Source organism: Citricoccus nitrophenolicus (genome assembly GCF_047305825.1).
In the GTDB taxonomy this organism is placed as follows: domain Bacteria; phylum Actinomycetota; class Actinomycetes; order Actinomycetales; family Micrococcaceae; genus Citricoccus; species Citricoccus nitrophenolicus.
Map to the genome: position 1 here is coordinate 393,463 of NZ_CP063070.1, position 16,452 is coordinate 409,914.

Sequence of the window (16,452 nt, forward strand, 5' to 3'; positions counted from 1 at the left end):
TGCATGTCCATCAAGCTCGAGAACGTTGCCGTCGCCGTGCGGGACCTCGAAGCCACCATCGCCTTCTTCACCGATCTGGGGCTCTCTGTCCTGGGCCGGGACACCGTCAGCGGCGAATGGGCGGACACGGCGGTGGGACTCGACGGCAACCACGCGAAGATCGCCATGCTCCAGACGCCGGACGGCAACGGCCGGATTGAACTCTTCGAATACCTCCACCCCGACGCGATCGAGACCGAGCCCACGCAGCCGCATGAGATCGGCATGCACCGGGTGGCGTTCTCCGTGGACGACCTGGACGAGGCCCTGGCGGTGGCGGCACGGCACGGCTGCCACCCGTTGCGCGGGGTGGCGACGTTTGGCGACGTCTACAGGTTGACCTACCTCCGAGGTCCCAGCGGCATCCTCGTGATGCTCGCCGAGGAGCTGCAGAAGGGCTGAAGCAACGAGCCACGGGCTCTCCGGGGCGTGTTGGCCTGTGCTGGTGGGCCGTTGCGATCCACTCAGTCGCTTCAGGTGGCTGATCCCGACACTTGCCCAGGAATGCTTCCTATGACGCCCCGTCACCGGACAGATCACCGGACGGGTCTTGTGGGACGTCCCGTGGGGCATGCCTGCGTGTGAGCAGGTCAGCGGCGGGTGTTTCCGGGTGGGGTTCCCCATACGGGCGCGGACTGTCGTCACCGTATGCCGAGGTGGTAGTTATTCGGGGGCAGTCCACGAGAGTCCTCATTGGCCGGGGCACCCACCCTTTGTTAGCCGGATTGCGGTGGTGGAGGATCGGGTTGGGCCCCGATCGCGATTGCTCATCGAACGACCTCGGAAGGTCTTGGAGAAAACTCCACGTCATGCGGTTGATGTCCGCGATCAGCTCGGTCGCGACTTCTGTCGGAGCCGGGCGGTACGGCGCTTAGAACTGACCTGGCCACAAGTTCCCATAAGGAGATCATCATGAAGGCACTTGTTTACAACGGGCCCCACGACGTGGCGGTCGGGACCCCCACGGGGTGTAGAGGTAGACCAGAAGTGTGGGGAGTGTTATGAACACACACCACCTCGACATAACCCCGACGGCCCACATTCAGCAGCGGAAGGAGCGGACCGGTGACGACACAGCAGAGCCACACGCAGACCCCCGGGCGGGAGGTGGTGATCGGCGTGGTCGCCGATCCGGTGGCTACCCCGCTAAAGGTCGCGCAGCAACTCGAACAGGAACTACCAGGACTACTGGCCGAGCAGTTGCCGGATCGCCAGTGGAGAGTCGAAGTGCACCGTGAGCGGTTGCCTCCCAGCGACATGCAGCACTTCGAGATGATGAACCTCGCAACGGAGCACAAGCGGCAACGCGGCTGGGACTTCGCGGTGTGCGTCACCGATCTCCCGCTGGCCATCGACCGGCAGCCTGTCGTCGCTGATGCCAGTAGCAGTCGAAACGTCGCGGTGGTCTCACTGCCGGCCTTCGGCGCGATGGCATTGCGACGTCGAGTCCTGGGAGTGGTGGCACAGCTCATCGTGGACCTGCGCGGCGAGACAACCCCAGAGGAGGGCTCTGAGGAACATCGCCGATCCCGTCTGGGCGCACTGGGTGGGGCCTTCCGGCGGGCCACACCCGATCAAGACGGCATCGACCTGCGTATCCTCGCGAGTCGGGGTCGGCTGCGGCTGCTCATCGGAATGGTCCGGGATAACCAACCGTGGCGGCTGGTGTCGGGTCTGCGGGGGGCGCTGGTGGGAGCGTTCGCGTTCAGCGCATTCTATTTGATCAACGCCACCCTGTGGGAACTCGCGATCACCATGGCGGTGTGGCAACTGGTCGCCGTGGTGATCGCCTCGATCACCGTGATGCTCACATGGCTCATCGTCTATCATCACCTGTGGGAACGGGTGAGGAATCTACCGGCATATCAACGTGAGCAAGCGGTCCTTTTCAATGCTTCAACCGTGATAACCCTCGCCATCGGGCTGACGTGTGGCTACCTGGGGCTCTTCGTCCTCAACCTGATCGCCGCGCTCATCGTCTTCACCCCTGAAGTCTTCAGCCAGTACGCCGGACCTGAATACGGACTCGGAGAACACCTCCTCGTCGCCCTGTTAACGACCGCCGCCGCAACCGTCGCAGGCGCCATCGGCTCAGGCTTCGAAAGCGAAGAGTCGGTCCACGAGGCCGCTTACAGCTACCGCGAACGAGCACGCCGCGAAGCGCTGCGACGCTCACGAGAAGCCAAGGAAGATGATGAGACGTTGGACGAGACCACGCGCGAAGGATAATCGACTCAGCGAAGAGATCGACCAGGCCCTAAGACGAGGAAGGAAGCTGTGCAGCACGCGCCTCGTCCCCCGAGAATGCATGGACTTTCGGATCGCAGTAGAACAGAAAGCTGGGAGGGGGCCAGGGGCGTGGATATGACCAACATGCCTAGAGTGCGCGATCTGCTCTCCCCAATCGGCAGGGCTCCGGCAAAGTCATGTGAGGCCGAGAATGGTCAGTGGTCGGTGATAGTCGCGGGCTGCCCAGCGGAGGGCGGCGGCGATGTTGGTGTGACCGGCCAGGCGGAAGGCGCTGATGGCAAGGTTGCGCAGGCTGGCCATGACCTGGGGCGCAGCACCGGTGCGGACCTGGGAGCGGTCCTCGTCGTAGGTGACATCGCGGACCCAGTGGACTCGGTTCTCGATCTCCCAGTGCCCCCGCACCAGCGCGCCGAGCCGAGCCGGGCCGGCCTGGGCGGGCGCCAGGCTGGTGATGCAGTAGGCGGTCTCCTTCCGGATGCGCTGGCCGTCCAGGCCGCCGGTGTCACGGCGGATCCGGAAGACCTGCGCGGCATGGGGGAAGTCGATCCCGTCGCCGTCGGTGACCGGCATGGTCCGGGTGGTGCGCTGCTCGGTGCGTCCGTGACCACGCTCGGAACTGACGTCCTCGGCGGCGAAGGCGCGGGCCGGTCCGGAGAGCGCCTGCTGGCAGGCGGCGAACATGGTCGGCTGGTTGGCCTTGACGGTCAGCACGTAGTCGGCGCGCTGTGCCGTGACCAGGTCCTCGGCCGTGGCGCGCTGCGTGTGCAGGGCGTCCGCGGTGATCACCTTTCCGGTCAGGTCCACGCCCGCGAGCAGCGGGGCGAGCTCGGTGATCTCGTTGGTCTTGGCCGCCACGTCGCGCTGGGCGATCACGACACCGGCGTCGTGGACGACCGCGGAGAGCAGATGGGCCTGCTCGCCGTCGGCGTCGCGGGCGCCGCGGAGCGTCTTGCCGTCGACCGCGATCGCCTCCAGATCCTCGCGCACGGTGAGGTGCTCGGCGAGCCAGTCGCTGATCACCTCATCGAGCACGGCGGCATCGAAGGCTTGCAGCGTGCGCCGCAGTGTCGTCTCGTGCGGGGCGACATGGCGGCCGCGACCGAGGTGCCAGCGCGCGCCGAGGGTTGCCAGGATCCTTTGGGGCGCATCGGCTGCCCATTCCCCGATCGTGGTCAACGAGCGAGCACCGCAGGTCACCGCCGCCGCGGCGATCGCCAGAATCGCCGAGACCCGGTGCCGGACACCGCGGCGACGGCGGGGGTCAGGCAGCTCGGCGAACCGAGAACGCAGGTCAGCCAGCGACTGGACACAACGCGCAACGGGCATGGCAGAGTGGGACGGCAACGAGGCTCCTGGAAAGACGTGAATCTTGGTCGATCACTCGTCCTACAGGAATCTCGTTCTATCTCAGCGCACCGACACGCCGACACCACCAGTCACGACTTTGCCGGGGCCCTGAACTACGGGCTCCTCTCCGGCACGCCAATTCACGGCAGTTGGGAATTTCCATCGCATGTGGAACTGAAGTATTTTCACCTGCGCCAGGATGCTCATAACAGCGACCCCGTGCAGTTCGCTCAGCGTTTTGAAGAAGTCTTCCGGCTCGTTGCGTCAGGTTTACTGGCCACGACACCCGCCGCAAAATTTCCGCTCTCGCAGATCCGGGATGCTCTCGCTTGGAACTCAGCGAACCGCGGAAAAGTGCTCCTGGAAAGCAATGCCGAAGCGCCCCGGTAGAGGATCCCCCGCTGGGGCGGTGCTGGCAAACTGCTTCTTGGTCCATCGTCGGACCGGTGAGTCGTTCCCCCTCACGGGACAATCCAGCGGTGTGACGAACGGTGGGCTCACCTGATCCTCATCCGGTCCACTCGTCCGGGTTCAGGCGGACCCCCGGTGCTGGCCTTCAAAGAATGCCGATGGTGGGGGCGAGGTCCTTGACCAGCAGGAGATCGCGCTCGGTCTCATGCTGGACTGCTCCCTCGGCGGTGATCCAGTCGTACTCGCTGACATCGACGACGCCGGTGAGGCGGTAGCCCAGGCGGCGGTACAGGCGTTCCGCGCCCTGGTTGTCGTCGGCGACGCCTACCGCTATCTGGAAACGGCCAGCTTGCCATGCGAGGGCCTCAGCGGCGGCAATGAGGTCGCTGCCCACGCCCTGTCCACGGTACTGGTCACGGACCTGCAGGTGATTGATTTCCACCGCCTGTGGGTACGCGGTTCGGGCATTCGACCCGATGCACCCGCCCCACTGCACCACGCCGGAGCCCAGCGGCTCCTGATCCTGCCACGCGACCAGGTAGGTGGCCTGGCCGGCCTGCTGACGGGCATGGTGTGCCTCGTGGACGCCACCGGGCGTCCTCCAGTGCAAGCACAACACGCTCAGGTCCTCGTCGGTGCAGGGGCGAATATCCATTCCCCCATTCAACAAGACACGTCCGGTCGGGGATCCCCTTAAGGCACAGTGGGTGCGTCATCTGCGCGAGCTCTGGGCCGATCCCACCCCGGATTGTCCAGGGCTTTCGGCGCTTGAGAACAAGTCCACGAGAGTAGATGACACCATGGTCATTTCGCTCGTGCAATTGTGGATAGCTTTGGGAAAGCCGTCTAAGGACTAGACCCAAGCCTCCATGTTGTCCCAAGGCCGCACGGAGGCCTCTCCCCTCAAGTACTCTCCCTGAGTTCCCTGCCTCGTCCATCGAGCATCCGAATCAACTCCCATCGGCCTGAATGTTCATGGCGGGCCAGGTCGACGGTGTGCAGTGCTCCACGAGCCCTGCCCAAGCGGACCTGCAGCCGCCAGACTTCCCGGTCCACCATGCCGGCGCCGAGGCCTCGATAGACCCGATGTTCCTCTATCCACCATTTGCGCCGCTCGTACCAGCGCACCGGTTCGGCTGCGATCGAGTAAGTCCGACCATCCATTTCGAGGCCCATCGGCACCCCAGCGGTGGTAAGTGTGACGGCGACTGATTGCGTGATTGTTCCCAAGTTTCCTGCCCAAAATTGATGCGTGCGTTGATGAGCCAGCCGTCTAGGAAGGGGCGGTTGGCTGCGGCGGCGGGAAGCACTCCGGGTAACGGTACGGTTCAGCGCGGACGGGATAAGAGCCACCATGGCCCGTGTGGTGCATGGTGTGTGGCATGCCGTCACCACGCGTACCGAATCGCACCGGCTCCGAGGAGAGCGGGCTGACCGTAATTCAGCAGTTGTTCAGTGATGAGCGCATTACTCCGGCGGCGACGATCGGGCCTCGAACGCTACCCGCCCCGGTCGAGTCCGGCGGCATGGTCTCGGATCTGGTAGATGAGCTGCGGCGGTAGTCGGGCTTCCGCTCCTGGTCTGGGCTCAGACGATTGGCTCGATCAGCTCCGGACCGTTGTTGCGGACGTTGCCCACTGCGGTGCCCACCTCATCCAGCACCCACGCTGAAGCCGTGCCGTTGGCCTGCTCCCGAACCTGGTCCACCAGGTGGTCGGCAGCTTCGGCTGAGGCCAGCTTCTGCGGTTCCAGCCAAGAGTCCATGGTCTCCCGGTCCATCGGCAGTGGCAGCCGGTCATGCAAGCCATGAAGTTGGTCCAAGGTGTCGTCCCCGCTGTCAGCTTCCGGCGACGGGCCGGTCAGGATGGTGCAGCTAAGCAGCCACCGACCCGGGTCATCCTCCGTCAGGGATCCGTCCTTCCACCACTCATACAGCCCGGCGAAGTAGATCGGCCGGCCGTCCTGGGGCCGGATATAGAAGGGCCGCTTCTTGGCTGACTTCGGGGCGCCGGGGCCGGGCTTGAGCCATTCGTAGTAGCCGTCAACGGGTACCGCACAACGTCGGGCCTTCACCGCGGCCCGGAAGGTCGGCTTCTCGGTCACCGTCTCGGACCGGGCGTTGAACGTCCGAGAGCCGACAGACACATCCTTAGCCCATGGCGGGACCAACCCCCATCGGGCCACATGGATTTCCCGCACCGGTTGGTCGCCCTCGGTTCGTTCCAGAACGATCGGAACATCCGTGGTCGGAGCCACGTTCCAGCTCTCCCGAAGTTCCAGGCTTTCCTTTGGCTCGACAGCACCAGCATCGGCCACCAGGTCCCCCAGCGCCCTGGCCATCACGTAGCGTCCACACATGCGACCAGTCTGCCTGACCGCCGGCCCGTCCGACCATCACTCTCGATCTAAGCTGTTGGAGTGAACCTTGTCGCCATTATCGAACCCATCCCGACGGACCAGACCGGGATCGCGGAGCGGAAGGTCAGTGAGATCTCCGTTGAGGCGGACAACTCCGAAGAAGGATTCGCCGAGTTACGGGGTCAAGTGCCTGAGGGCTGGCGGTTGATGAACGTGCGGCGGGGCTGATGGCTAAGAGGCTTACGGTCTACTTGGACATTGACGGCACGCTTTTGCCCTTGCCGAACGAAGGCGACCCCTTGCCGCCCGAGCAGGGTGGCTGGAGGGGTGGCTATTCGATCCTGGCGTACGGTTCCATGCCCATTCCGTACGCCCCGGAGCTGATCGACCGACTGAACGCGCTGGAGGCCAGCGGCCGCGTGGTCAAGTCCCAAGTAGTGGTGTAACGGCCTGATCCTTCGCTGGTGTTGTCAGGCGCTGAGTTCGAGGGTGCTGTCGGTGTCGGTGTTCACCTCATCTCCGGTGTTCTCCACGGGTGTGAGGCGGCAGCGGTGCAGGACCTCGAGGCCGAGGTAGCGGCGTCCTTCGGTCCATTCGTCGGTCTGCTCGGCCAGCACGGCCCCGACGAGGCGGACGATGGCGTTGCGGTTGGGGAAGATGCCGACGGAGTCGGTGCGGCGCCGGATCTCGCGGTTGAGTCGCTCCTGGGGGTTGTTGGACCAGATCTGGGTCCAGACATCCTTCGGGAAGGTCGTGAAGGCCAGGATGTCGGCCCGAGCGGCGTCGAGGTGCTCGGCCACGGCGGGCAGTTTCTCGCTCACGTAGTCGATGAGTCGGTCGAACTGGGCGTTCACTGCGGCGGCATCGGGCTGGTCATAGACGCTGTGCAGCATGGCTTTCACGGCCGGCCACATGCTCTTCGGGGTGATTCCCATCAGGTTCGCCGCATAGTGAGTGCGGCACCGTTGCCAGGCGGCGCCGGGCAGGTTCGCGGCGATCGCGTCCTTCAGCCCGGTGTGGGCGTCACTGGTGACCAGGCGGACCCCGCCCAGGCCGCGGGCGACGAGGTCGGCGAAGAACTCGTTCCACGCCGCCCCGGTCTCACTGGTGGCCACCCGCAGGCCCAACACCTCGCGGTGTCCGTCGGCGTTGACCCCGGTGGCCAGCAGCACCACGGCGTTGACGACCCGTCCGCCCTCGCGGACCTTCATCGTCAGGGCATCGGCGGCCACGAACGTGAACGGCCCGGCCGTGTCCAGGGGCCGGTGGCGGAAGGCCTCGACCTGCTCGTCGAGGTCCTCGGCCATCCGAGACACCTGGGACTTCGACAGGGCGTTGATCCCGAGGGTCTTCACCAGCTTGTCCATCCGCCGGGTCGAGACTCCGGCGAGGTAGCAGTCCGCCACCACGGTGATCAGCGCCGACTCGGCCCGCTTGCGCCGTTCCAGCAGCCATTCCGGGAAGTACGTGCCCGATCTGAGTTTCGGGATGGCCACGTCGAGGGTCCCGACCCGGGTGTCCAGCTCGCGGTGGCGGTAACCGTTGCGCTGGGCCATGCGCGTCGAGGACGGCCTGCCCCACTCGGCGCCGACCACCGCATCGGCGTCGGCGGAGAGCAGAGAGTTGATCACACTTTGCAACAGATTGCGCATCATGTCCGGGGAAGCTTCGGACAGGGCTTCACCGAGCAAGCCAGCAGGGATGCTCCTATAGATGTCAAGCAGCTGCTGGAAGTGCCGTGATGGTACGTGCCGGCGGATCGGCTGGCTTGGTGAGTAGACGATAAATCTCCCGGCAGATCGCGCGTTTGAGACAACGCATGATGTCCTTCTTCGACAGTCCTTCTGCGGTGCGTCGCTCCACGTAGACCCGGGTCTGCTCGTGATACCGCATCCGGACCAGCGCAATCGTGTAGAGCGCATTGTTCGCGGCGCGGTCACCACCGCGGTTGAGTCGGTGCCGGTGCTGGCGCTTCCCGGAGGAGGCAGGGACCGGGGCAACTCCGGTCAGATGGGCGAAGGAGGCCTCAGAGCCAAGACGGTCAGGGTTGTCACCGGCGGTGACCAACAATTGGGCCGCGACCTGGACGCCGACACCGGGACGGCCGAGCAGTTGCGGGGCCGCCTCCTGGGTGAGATCGCTCAGCCCGCGGTGCAATTGACTGATCTCCTCGTCCAGGCTGATGTAGCGACGAGCTAAGGAGCGCAAGGCCAGCTTGCAGGCCACCTGAGGATCGGCCAGGTCGGCGGCGGGCCGCAGACGGGCGATGGACTGGACCATCTTCGCCCGGGGCAACGGCACCAGGTGCTCACGAAGATCAGCCGGCCCATTGAGCAGCAACGCTCAGATCTGGTTGATGCACTGGGTCCGCGCCTTGACCGCCGAGCGGTGTGCAAGGCGTAGGCACCGAATCGATTCCACGATGCCATTGCGCGACTTCGGCGTGCCGGAGGCGCGTCCGGATGCTGCTGCCCGGGCCGCTGCATAGGCATCCAGCGGGTCGGACTTGCCCAACGAGCGACGCGCCGTACGGTCAGGACGGTCGACCTCGACCACGATGATCTCGGCGCCGGCCAGTACCCGCATCAGTCCCGCACCATAGGAACCGGTCCCTTCGATGCCAACCTTCACGAGCTCACCGAAACCGACCAGCCAGTCCTTCAGAGCCTCGTAACCGGCCACCGTCGCCGGAAACTCGTGGTCGCCCAGTTCGCGGCCGAGCGTGTCGACTACCGCGGCGTGGTGGGTTAGCGAGTGGGTGTCCACTCCACCGAAGACCTCCAGGGTCGGAGAATGCTCCGTCATCATGATGCAGTGCCGCCTTTCAGATTCATTTCCACGGGACAGCACGAGACCGGGGCCACGAGGTGGACAAGACAGTGATGGGGCTGCTGCACAAGCTCCTATAAGGTCACACCACAGGTCCGGTCACATGCGCGGCACCCCAGGCTGTGAGGCCGACAAATCCCATGCAAAGGCAGTCGCTGACGCCCGTCGACAATCGAGTCAGACCCCCGCCCGGGGTACCGAACTCCATCATCACTGTCGACAATATGGGGAGCGGTCATCGTGATGACTCCTTCGCGGATTCTGTGAGAGGTTGACTCGAAGGATCACACGGTGGCCGCGTCCACGTCTGGAACGACGTGCCGGACCACCGGGCGTTACACCACCCTATGGGGCACTACTCGTTCGGATGTCGTTTTCCGCGGCGGCAGGCGCAATAGTATCTCCAACGGGCCGGTCTGGAACCGTCGGGTCCAGAGCCAGGAGAAGGCGACCGCCGCGGTGCACAGGACCGCCGTGACCAGGATCCCTTCGGCCAGGGAGTCCGGGCCGGGGCGGACGACGACGGCCAGGGCCATTAGGTGTCCCACGTAGACGGTCAGGGACAGCCGGCCGGTGGCCGCCAACACGGAAAGGTGCCGGGACACGAACCTTTCCCCCATCAGGCACAGGCCCAGCACGAACAGCGCGGCACCGGAACTGGAGACCAGCCACAACGGCATCTGGGAATGGGCGGTTGCCGAGACGAGCCGGTCCAGCCCCACGGTCCGGCCCGGCGCGCCCAGGACCAGGATGAGGAGCTGCGAGAGCAGGTACGCGCCCACGGCTGCCACCGCACCCCACAACACCAGCCGTCGGTGCAGGGCCGGGTTCCGCAAGTCGAGCCGTCCGAGCAGCATCCCTATCAGGAAGGGAGCCGCCCACACCACCAGCGGGTAAGACCCCGTGAAGAGGATGCCGCCCAGGATCTCAGCGGGTGGGTCCAGCAGGGTCGGCTCCGTGACCTGGAACGCGTCAGATTCCCTCCGCACTGCCAGCCAGACCAGCGGGCCGAGGACCAGGGATGCGCCGGACAGGGCGGCCAGCAACCAGCCGGGTGCCTTCAGCAATGGCAGACAGGCGATGAAAAGGAGCCCATACAAGGGCAGGATCACACTCGCCTCGTGGCCGGCCAACTGCAGGGCCAAGCCGCCGACCAGCAGCAGCGCCGCCCGCCACAGGAGGGTACGCCACGGCATGGACGCATTGCCGGGGGCGCGCACGGACCGGGTCATGATGGATGTCCCCACCCCGGCCAAGAGCATGAACAGCAGGGAGGCCCGCCCCAGGGGGAGGTCGTACAGCGTGCCCAGGATGCCGTCGACGCCCCGGGGGCCCACGTTGACGGCGATCATCCCGATGATTGCCATCGACCGGGCGACGTCCAGACCGACCAGTCGTCCACCTTGCCCTCTGCCGTCGGACCGTCCGTCGCCGGCGCGTCCCACGCTGGCTCCGTGGTCGTCACGCCCCGGTTGACCGGTGCCGCCGTCGGACGGACGCGGGATCCGCCGTTCACCGTCGGGCTGGTCGAAGGAAAAGGGAACAGTGCCCATGGCTGTCATTCTGCTCCCGTCCGGGAGTCGGCGATGGCCACGTCCGCTTCCCGGCGGTTGTCCCTCGCACCGGTGATCTGACCGGTCTCGTAGTCGATCTCCAAGGCCTGCACGGAACCAAAGATCGCCTGATCACGTTCGGTGCGCTGCAGTTCCCAGTCCCGTGCCGCGATCAGTTCGGCCAGCTCAGGGGAGGGCTCCTCCTCCACGGCCAGCACGCCGTCCTGCAGGTGGAATCGGGGTGCATCCACGGCCTCCTGCAGCGTGGCGCCCTGCAGGCCCCACGCCACCAGCACGCCGGTGAGGATGTTCGGGATCTGGTGTCCTCCCGGGCTGCCCAGCCCGAGCACCGGCCTGCCCTCGTCGTCGAGCACCATGCTCGGGGCCGACCAGCTCACGGACTTGCGCCCCGGCTCCGGCTGGTTGGCCTCCGACTCCTCCGTGGCGAACCGGGAGAGCTGGTTGTTGAGGAAGAACCCGCCCACGTACTCCGACTCGTTGCCGCCCCAGAAACTCGTGAGCGTGTTGGTCATCGACACCATGAAACCGTCCTGGTCCACCACAGTCAGGTGCGTCGTGTTCCCTGCCGTCACGGGCTGACCGGCGGCCTGCACCAGTGCGTCCCCGGCATCGGGCACGGCGCCCTCGCGGGCTTCCGGCCCGACGTCGGCTCCGCCGGCCAGCAGATTCACCTGCTCGGCGATCCGGGCGTTGGCTTCGGGATCCGTGAGCCGTTCGACGGGAACGTCCACGAAGTCCGGGTCGCCGATCAGGTGCTTCACCGAACCCTCGGCCGCGATCCATGCCTCGGACAGCCGGTCTACGTATCCGGGGCTGCCGGGCGCGTGGCCGTCGATGCCCAAGGCCTCGGCGAGCTGCAACTGTTGGACCAGGGCCGCACCGGGCAGCGGAGGGGCGGCCGAGAGGACCTCGTAGTCCCCGACGGCACCGCCGACCGGCACGACCTGCTCCGGCTGATAGGCGGCCAGGGAATCGGCATCCAGGCCGTCCACCGAGGTCAGCCCCTGGGCCAGGCTGCCGGTATAGAAGGACTCCGGTCCCTCCTGGGCCAAGGTGGTCATGGTCTGGGCCAGATCCCGCTGGACCAGCTGGTCGCCGGCGGCTAGCGGATCGCCGGAAGCGTCGTTGTAATGATTGAGCCCCTCAATGGAGGCGGGGCCGAAGTCGGAACGCAACCGAAGAGACAAGAACTCCGAGACGGGGAAGCCATCGCCCGCCAAGGCGATCGCCGGCTCCAGTATCTCCTGCCAGTCCAGGTCGCCGTGCTCGGCGTGGAGCTTGGCGAGTCCCGCCACGAAGCCGGGGACACCCGTGCCGGAGTCCGGGATCCTGCCGTCCTGGGCGACCACTTCGCGGTAGTCGTAGCTGACCGGTTCGTGGCCGGGGCCGGCCAGGATCGCCGAGCCCCCGCCACCGATCCCGGAGGCATAGGGCTCCACCACGGCCACGGCGAAGGCCGTGGCCACAGCGGCGTCGGCGGCGTTGCCACCCTGGGCCAGGATGTCCATCCCGGCCTCGACGGCCTCGGGATGGGCCGCGGCCACGGCGTGCTGCTGGATTTGCTGTCCCGGCTCGGGTTCCATCGTCGGGCTGGTGGCGGCCGACGACGGGGCATCGGGCGTGCGAGAGCCGAAAGCGCCGGAGCCGGTGCCGCCTGCTTCCCCAGGGGGGTTCGGCACGGGGGAAGGCGCGCTGCACGATGTCAGTAGCAGTGCTGCGGCCAAGGCAGAAGCGGCCCGGAAAACGATGCTTTTCATGAGGTCTTTCGCGACGATGGGGACTGGGAATATAACGTTTGAGTCACGAATGATTCTTGCCCACGTGCGATCCCAGATAAGTTCGCCGCGCCGGCGGAGGCACCGCCGACGCGGGAGAACCGACACGCAGCCGACCGGCTCCCCAAACGGTCTGCGACCGACGCGAGAGCACGTGTCGCACAAGCGGACTCCGCTCGCTCAGCACCCGTGTGGACCGCGGCCGGGGCGACCTTCACCAAGGGCCCGCCGAACCGCTACGTCTAATCCGAGCCCACCAACCGGGGCCAATTGGAAGAGACGCAGTCAAGCACCGAGCGGCCCTGCAGGCCTTCAGCTTGCGAGCAGGCTGAATGCGTGCCGTTCAGTAACGGGCGGCGGTGCCCATCATGTTCCAGGGGCTGTAGTCGACGTCTGTCACGGCCACGCCCATCTGCGGATTGCGGGCGTGGGCGATTTTTCCGTCGCCGATGTACATGGCCACGTGGTAGATCCCGGAGGCCGATCCGTTGTTGGACCAGAAGACCAGGTCGCCGACCTGGAGGTTATCCAGGGAGACGTATTGGCTGGCGGCCGCATACTGGGCCTTGGAGTTCCGGGGCAGCTCAATGCCGGCCTGAGCGAACGCGTTCTGAGTGAAGCCGGAGCAGTCGTAGCCGGTCGGGCCATTACCACCCCAGACGTAGCCGACGCCCGGATCGGCAGCCTTGGCCGTAGCCCACTGCACGGCCGCCCCCCAACCAGTGCTACTGGAAGAAGCGGTGGAGTAAGAGGCCCGCTGGATGTCCTGGGCCGGCTCACTGCTGGTCGCGGACGAGTGCGTGTGAACCCTGGAAGAGCGGGATGTCTCGGCTGCGGTACTGGCCTCCCACGTCCAGGAATTAGCAGTGGAGTCGCTGGGCGCGGAGTAGGCGCCCTCGTTGGCCGCCGCCGGGCCCATGCCAGCCACTGTGGCCCCCACAACGGTGGTCAGGCCAACCGCACCCATGGTGAGGGAACGGCGGCGGTGAGAACGGTGAACTTGAGCTTCGGCCTCGATACGAGCACGGCGGGTGGGATAGGACATGAGATACCTCAGTAGGTGTTGATGTAGGCGGAGTCCTGGCATTGCCCAGGTGCTGAAAGACGGCACCTGGATGGGTCCCTTCTCGCGAAGAAATCCGTGACCAGAACGTTATGTAACGATACGGATTCGATATTTACTCGCAACTTGTCGAATGCAGAGTTCCGAGTGCGCACCGTGGCCGGCCCGAGCACTGGAAGGCCGGATTCTCGGGCCCGTCATCGTCTCTGAGCCTCCGCGGCAGCGCCCGTCGTCGCCGGGGATCTTCACGGAATCTTCAAACACCAGCCCTTCATCCGGGCCGAGTGGGGGTCTACGGTCGGTGACACGGCGGACCGGTTTCAGCCGGTCTGTTTCCTAGATCGGCCCGATGAAGGAGTAAGCCATGACCCATCACGTGAGCTCGATGCTGGAGACCTACCCGAAGGACTTGGGGAACATCGACCAGGAGAAGCTGGCCGAATGCATCGAGGCCTGTTTTGAGTGCGCCCAGACCTGCACGGCCTGCGCGGACGCGTGCCTGGCCGAGGACATGGTCGCGGAACTGACCCAGTGCATCCGCTTCAATCTGGACTGCGCCGACATCTGTGCGACCACCGGGCGTCTGCTCTCCCGCCAGACCGGCAACAACGTCGAGACCACCCGGGCCCTACTGGAGGCCTGCCGGACCGCCTGTAAGGCGTGCGGGGAGGAGTGCGAGAAGCACGCAGAGATGCACGAACACTGCAAAGTCTGCGCCGTGGCCTGCCGCCGCTGCGAAAAGGCCTGCACTGAGCTTCTCGCCTCCCTGGGCTGAGCACAGCCGACCAACGTGGGGTACGTCCTACCGAAACTGCTGGAACATCGGCATAGGAACATCCCTCGCAGAGCAAAAAACCCGACATATCCACCGCAAAGGCGGCCAAGAACCCACCGCTCTCTGAAGCTGCATCTGCGGATCCGGCATGGTGGGCACGCCAGCCGAAGTGAGAACATAACCGACCCGCGCCTCTGCGCCGCGGTCGCGGACCGGCTAACCTTCAACGGCGCCATCATCGAAACCGGCACCGGCTCCTATCGCCTCGCCCATAGCCTGACGCAGACGGGGCGTTAAGGGGTACTTGGGCCAAGCCTGCACCGCTGGGCCTCGCTAGAGGTCTAGTCGACGATGAAGCCACCGGCGAACAAATGGGTTGTGTATGAGCGCAGTTCAAGACGGGGGGCTCCCCTACGCGCCGAAGACCGCGTTACCGGCCTGACCAAGGAATCAGGCGGCGCAACACGAGAGCTTGGAGACGTCGGTGGTGAAAGATTGCGCGGTGATTCTGATGCCTTCGGCCATGGTCAGGTAGGGGCTCCAGAGGTTCGCGACCTGCTCGACGGTCATCCCAGCCTCGAGGATGTAGACGCCGGCAGCGGCGATGTCACCGGCTTCCTTGCCGACGGCGGTGATTCCAAGGATCCGTCCGGTATCGGCGTCGGCGACGATCTTGATGAAGCCTCGGGTGTCGCGGTTCACCAAGGCGCGGGGGACATATTCCAAGGGTAGGACCCGGCAGGTGCAACGGATGCCGGCCTGGTTGGCTTCCTTGTCGGTCATCCCCACAGCCGCCAGCGCGGGGCCGGTGAACGTGACCCTGGGGAGATGCCGATAGTCCACGTCACGGCCGGCCTGGTTGAACGCGTTCTCCACCATCAGGGTTCCGTGGGCGGCGGCGACGTATACGAACTCACGGTGGCCGGTCACGTCACCGGCGGCCCAGATCCGTGGGTTGGTGCTGCCAAGCGTGGCCTGAACCAGAATCTCGCCGCGGTCTCCGGTCCGGACACCGACGGCGTCCAGGTTCAGTGCATCTGTGACCGGGCGCCGCCCCGTCGCGACGAGCACCCGGGCGGCCCGGAATTCCTCCTGTTCTCCGGACACGACAGCGGTCGCGACCACATCCCTGCTGGCCCCATCGGTGCGGACGGAGGACACGGTTGCCCGGCGCACGACCCGGATTCCCTCATCAGCGAAAACGTCCATCAGCGCGTGGGCGGCTTCGGGTTCCTCGGCCGAGGCCAGCCTGGAACGGACCAGCATGGTCACTTTTGTTCCTAGCCGGGCGAAAAGCTGGGCCTGTTCCAGCGCCACGTACCCGCCGCCGAGAACCAGCATGGATGCAGGCACCTCGTCCAGTTCCATGGCGCTGGTGGAGGTCAGGTACTCCACGTCCGACAGCCCCTGGATCGACGGGATCCAGGGGGCTGAACCGGTGGCTACCAGATAGTGTTCGGCACCCACCCGTATACCGTCACCATCGGGTCCGGTGATCTCGAGGACAGGTTCGGACGAGGTAACGGCGAACACGGCCGTGCCCTGCCGGACTTCCCAGCCGTAGCCGGCAGCAAGATCCACGTACTTTTCCGTCCGCATGGTCTCGACCAGTGACCGTTTGGCCTCGATTAGTTCGGCCATCTCCACCGGTGCGGCGGAGGTGCTGATGCCTGCGAAACGCCCGGATGCGTCCAAGGCCACGTGTCGGGCCTCCGCTGCGGCCAGCAGAGCCTTCGACGGGATGCAACCCGTGTTCACGCACGTTCCGCCCACGGTGCCTCGTTCGACCATCAACACTCGCTTGCCCAGGTTCGTGGCCCGTATCGCCGCGGCGAACCCCGCCCCTCCGGAACCGATGATCGCCAGATCATAATCAACAACCGATGCCCCGGTCATGAAACCTCCATTTGTCCTGACGCCGGCAGCCCGCGCGATGCCCGGGGACTGCCCCGGTTACTTTCGTCCCCACCCTCAGCCGAGGGCAGATGCCTGCCTCTCATTCTCAACCTTCCCCTACACTGGAATGTCAAG

General features: G+C 65.7%; 14 protein-coding genes and 2 pseudogenes. 6 read left to right on the forward strand and 10 right to left on the reverse strand.

Annotated features, from left to right (window positions below):
- Nucleotides 1–3 precede the first annotated feature (3 nt).
- Nucleotides 4–441 (forward strand): VOC family protein, encoded by a 438-nt coding sequence (locus IMT31_RS01860; protein WP_413543556.1) that lies wholly within the window; start codon nucleotides 4–6, stop codon nucleotides 439–441.
- Nucleotides 442–1,104: 663 nt separating this feature from the next.
- Entirely contained in the window at nucleotides 1,105–2,268 is a 1,164-nt protein-coding gene (locus IMT31_RS01865; protein WP_413543557.1) for a hypothetical protein, read from the forward strand.
- A 195-nt stretch (nucleotides 2,269–2,463) separates the two neighbouring features.
- Here IMT31_RS01865 and IMT31_RS01870 read toward each other — a convergent pair whose 3' ends face one another.
- Nucleotides 2,464–3,615 (reverse strand): ISAs1 family transposase, encoded by a 1,152-nt coding sequence (locus IMT31_RS01870; RefSeq protein WP_413543558.1) that lies wholly within the window; start codon nucleotides 3,613–3,615, stop codon nucleotides 2,464–2,466.
- A 36-nt stretch (nucleotides 3,616–3,651) separates the two neighbouring features.
- On the opposite strand from IMT31_RS01870, the gene IMT31_RS01875 reads away from it, so the two are divergent.
- Entirely contained in the window at nucleotides 3,652–4,026 is a 375-nt protein-coding gene (locus IMT31_RS01875; RefSeq protein WP_413543559.1) for a hypothetical protein, read from the forward strand.
- Between the two features lie 166 nt (nucleotides 4,027–4,192).
- Here the strand turns inward: IMT31_RS01875 and IMT31_RS01880 are convergent, their stop codons facing one another.
- The 3 genes from IMT31_RS01880 to IMT31_RS01890 all read right to left on the reverse strand — a co-directional run bounded on the left by IMT31_RS01880 (nucleotide 4,193) and on the right by IMT31_RS01890 (nucleotide 6,405).
- Entirely contained in the window at nucleotides 4,193–4,702 is a 510-nt protein-coding gene (locus tag IMT31_RS01880) for a GNAT family N-acetyltransferase (protein ID WP_363352261.1), read from the reverse strand.
- A 248-nt stretch (nucleotides 4,703–4,950) separates the two neighbouring features.
- Nucleotides 4,951–5,277 (reverse strand): hypothetical protein, encoded by a 327-nt coding sequence (locus IMT31_RS01885; RefSeq protein WP_413543560.1) that lies wholly within the window; start codon nucleotides 5,275–5,277, stop codon nucleotides 4,951–4,953.
- Between the two features lie 357 nt (nucleotides 5,278–5,634).
- The gene (locus tag IMT31_RS01890) at nucleotides 5,635–6,405 is read right to left on the reverse strand and encodes an SOS response-associated peptidase (RefSeq protein ID WP_413543561.1); all 771 of its coding nucleotides are present in this window, start codon (nucleotides 6,403–6,405) and stop codon (nucleotides 5,635–5,637) included.
- A 278-nt stretch (nucleotides 6,406–6,683) separates the two neighbouring features.
- Here IMT31_RS01890 and IMT31_RS01895 point away from each other — a divergent pair, with 278 nt between their 5' ends.
- A complete protein-coding gene (locus IMT31_RS01895) occupies nucleotides 6,684–6,851 on the forward strand; it encodes a hypothetical protein (RefSeq protein ID WP_413543562.1) in 168 nt (55 codons plus the stop codon).
- Nucleotides 6,852–6,875: 24 nt separating this feature from the next.
- Here the strand turns inward: IMT31_RS01895 and IMT31_RS01900 are convergent, their stop codons facing one another.
- The 5 genes and pseudogenes from IMT31_RS01900 to IMT31_RS01920 form a co-directional block, all read right to left on the reverse strand.
- Nucleotides 6,876–8,129, reverse strand: a complete 1,254-nt coding sequence (locus IMT31_RS01900; RefSeq protein WP_413544351.1) for an IS256 family transposase — start codon at nucleotides 8,127–8,129, stop codon at nucleotides 6,876–6,878.
- Nucleotides 8,122–9,210: pseudogene (locus IMT31_RS01905) on the reverse strand (IS110 family transposase). Before IMT31_RS01905 ends, IMT31_RS01900 begins: the two are co-directional and overlap by 8 nt.
- 359 nt (nucleotides 9,211–9,569) lie before the next feature.
- Nucleotides 9,570–10,601 carry a DUF418 domain-containing protein gene (locus IMT31_RS01910; protein ID WP_413543563.1) on the reverse strand — a complete coding sequence of 344 codons (1,032 nt, stop codon included), beginning with the start codon at nucleotides 10,599–10,601 and terminating at the stop codon, nucleotides 9,570–9,572.
- A gap of 191 nt (nucleotides 10,602–10,792) precedes the next feature.
- Nucleotides 10,793–12,487, reverse strand: a complete 1,695-nt coding sequence (locus tag IMT31_RS01915; protein WP_413543564.1) for a gamma-glutamyltransferase — start codon at nucleotides 12,485–12,487, stop codon at nucleotides 10,793–10,795.
- A 439-nt stretch (nucleotides 12,488–12,926) separates the two neighbouring features.
- Nucleotides 12,927–13,289: a C40 family peptidase gene (locus tag IMT31_RS01920; protein ID WP_413543565.1), complete on the reverse strand. Its 363-nt coding sequence runs from the start codon at nucleotides 13,287–13,289 to the stop codon at nucleotides 12,927–12,929.
- A gap of 721 nt (nucleotides 13,290–14,010) precedes the next feature.
- Between IMT31_RS01920 and IMT31_RS01925 the strand changes: the two genes are divergently transcribed.
- Both IMT31_RS01925 and IMT31_RS01930 read left to right on the forward strand, forming a co-directional pair.
- Entirely contained in the window at nucleotides 14,011–14,421 is a 411-nt protein-coding gene (locus IMT31_RS01925; protein ID WP_413543566.1) for a four-helix bundle copper-binding protein, read from the forward strand.
- 168 nt (nucleotides 14,422–14,589) lie between these two features.
- Nucleotides 14,590–14,718 (forward strand): annotated as a pseudogene (locus IMT31_RS01930) (AAA family ATPase); the annotation flags it as partial.
- Between the two features lie 153 nt (nucleotides 14,719–14,871).
- On the opposite strand, the gene merA reads toward IMT31_RS01930, so the two are convergent.
- Complete coding sequence (gene merA / locus IMT31_RS01935) at nucleotides 14,872–16,317, reverse strand: mercury(II) reductase (RefSeq protein WP_413543567.1); 1,446 nt, start codon at nucleotides 16,315–16,317, stop codon at nucleotides 14,872–14,874.
- Between the last annotated feature and the right edge of the window lie 135 nt (nucleotides 16,318–16,452).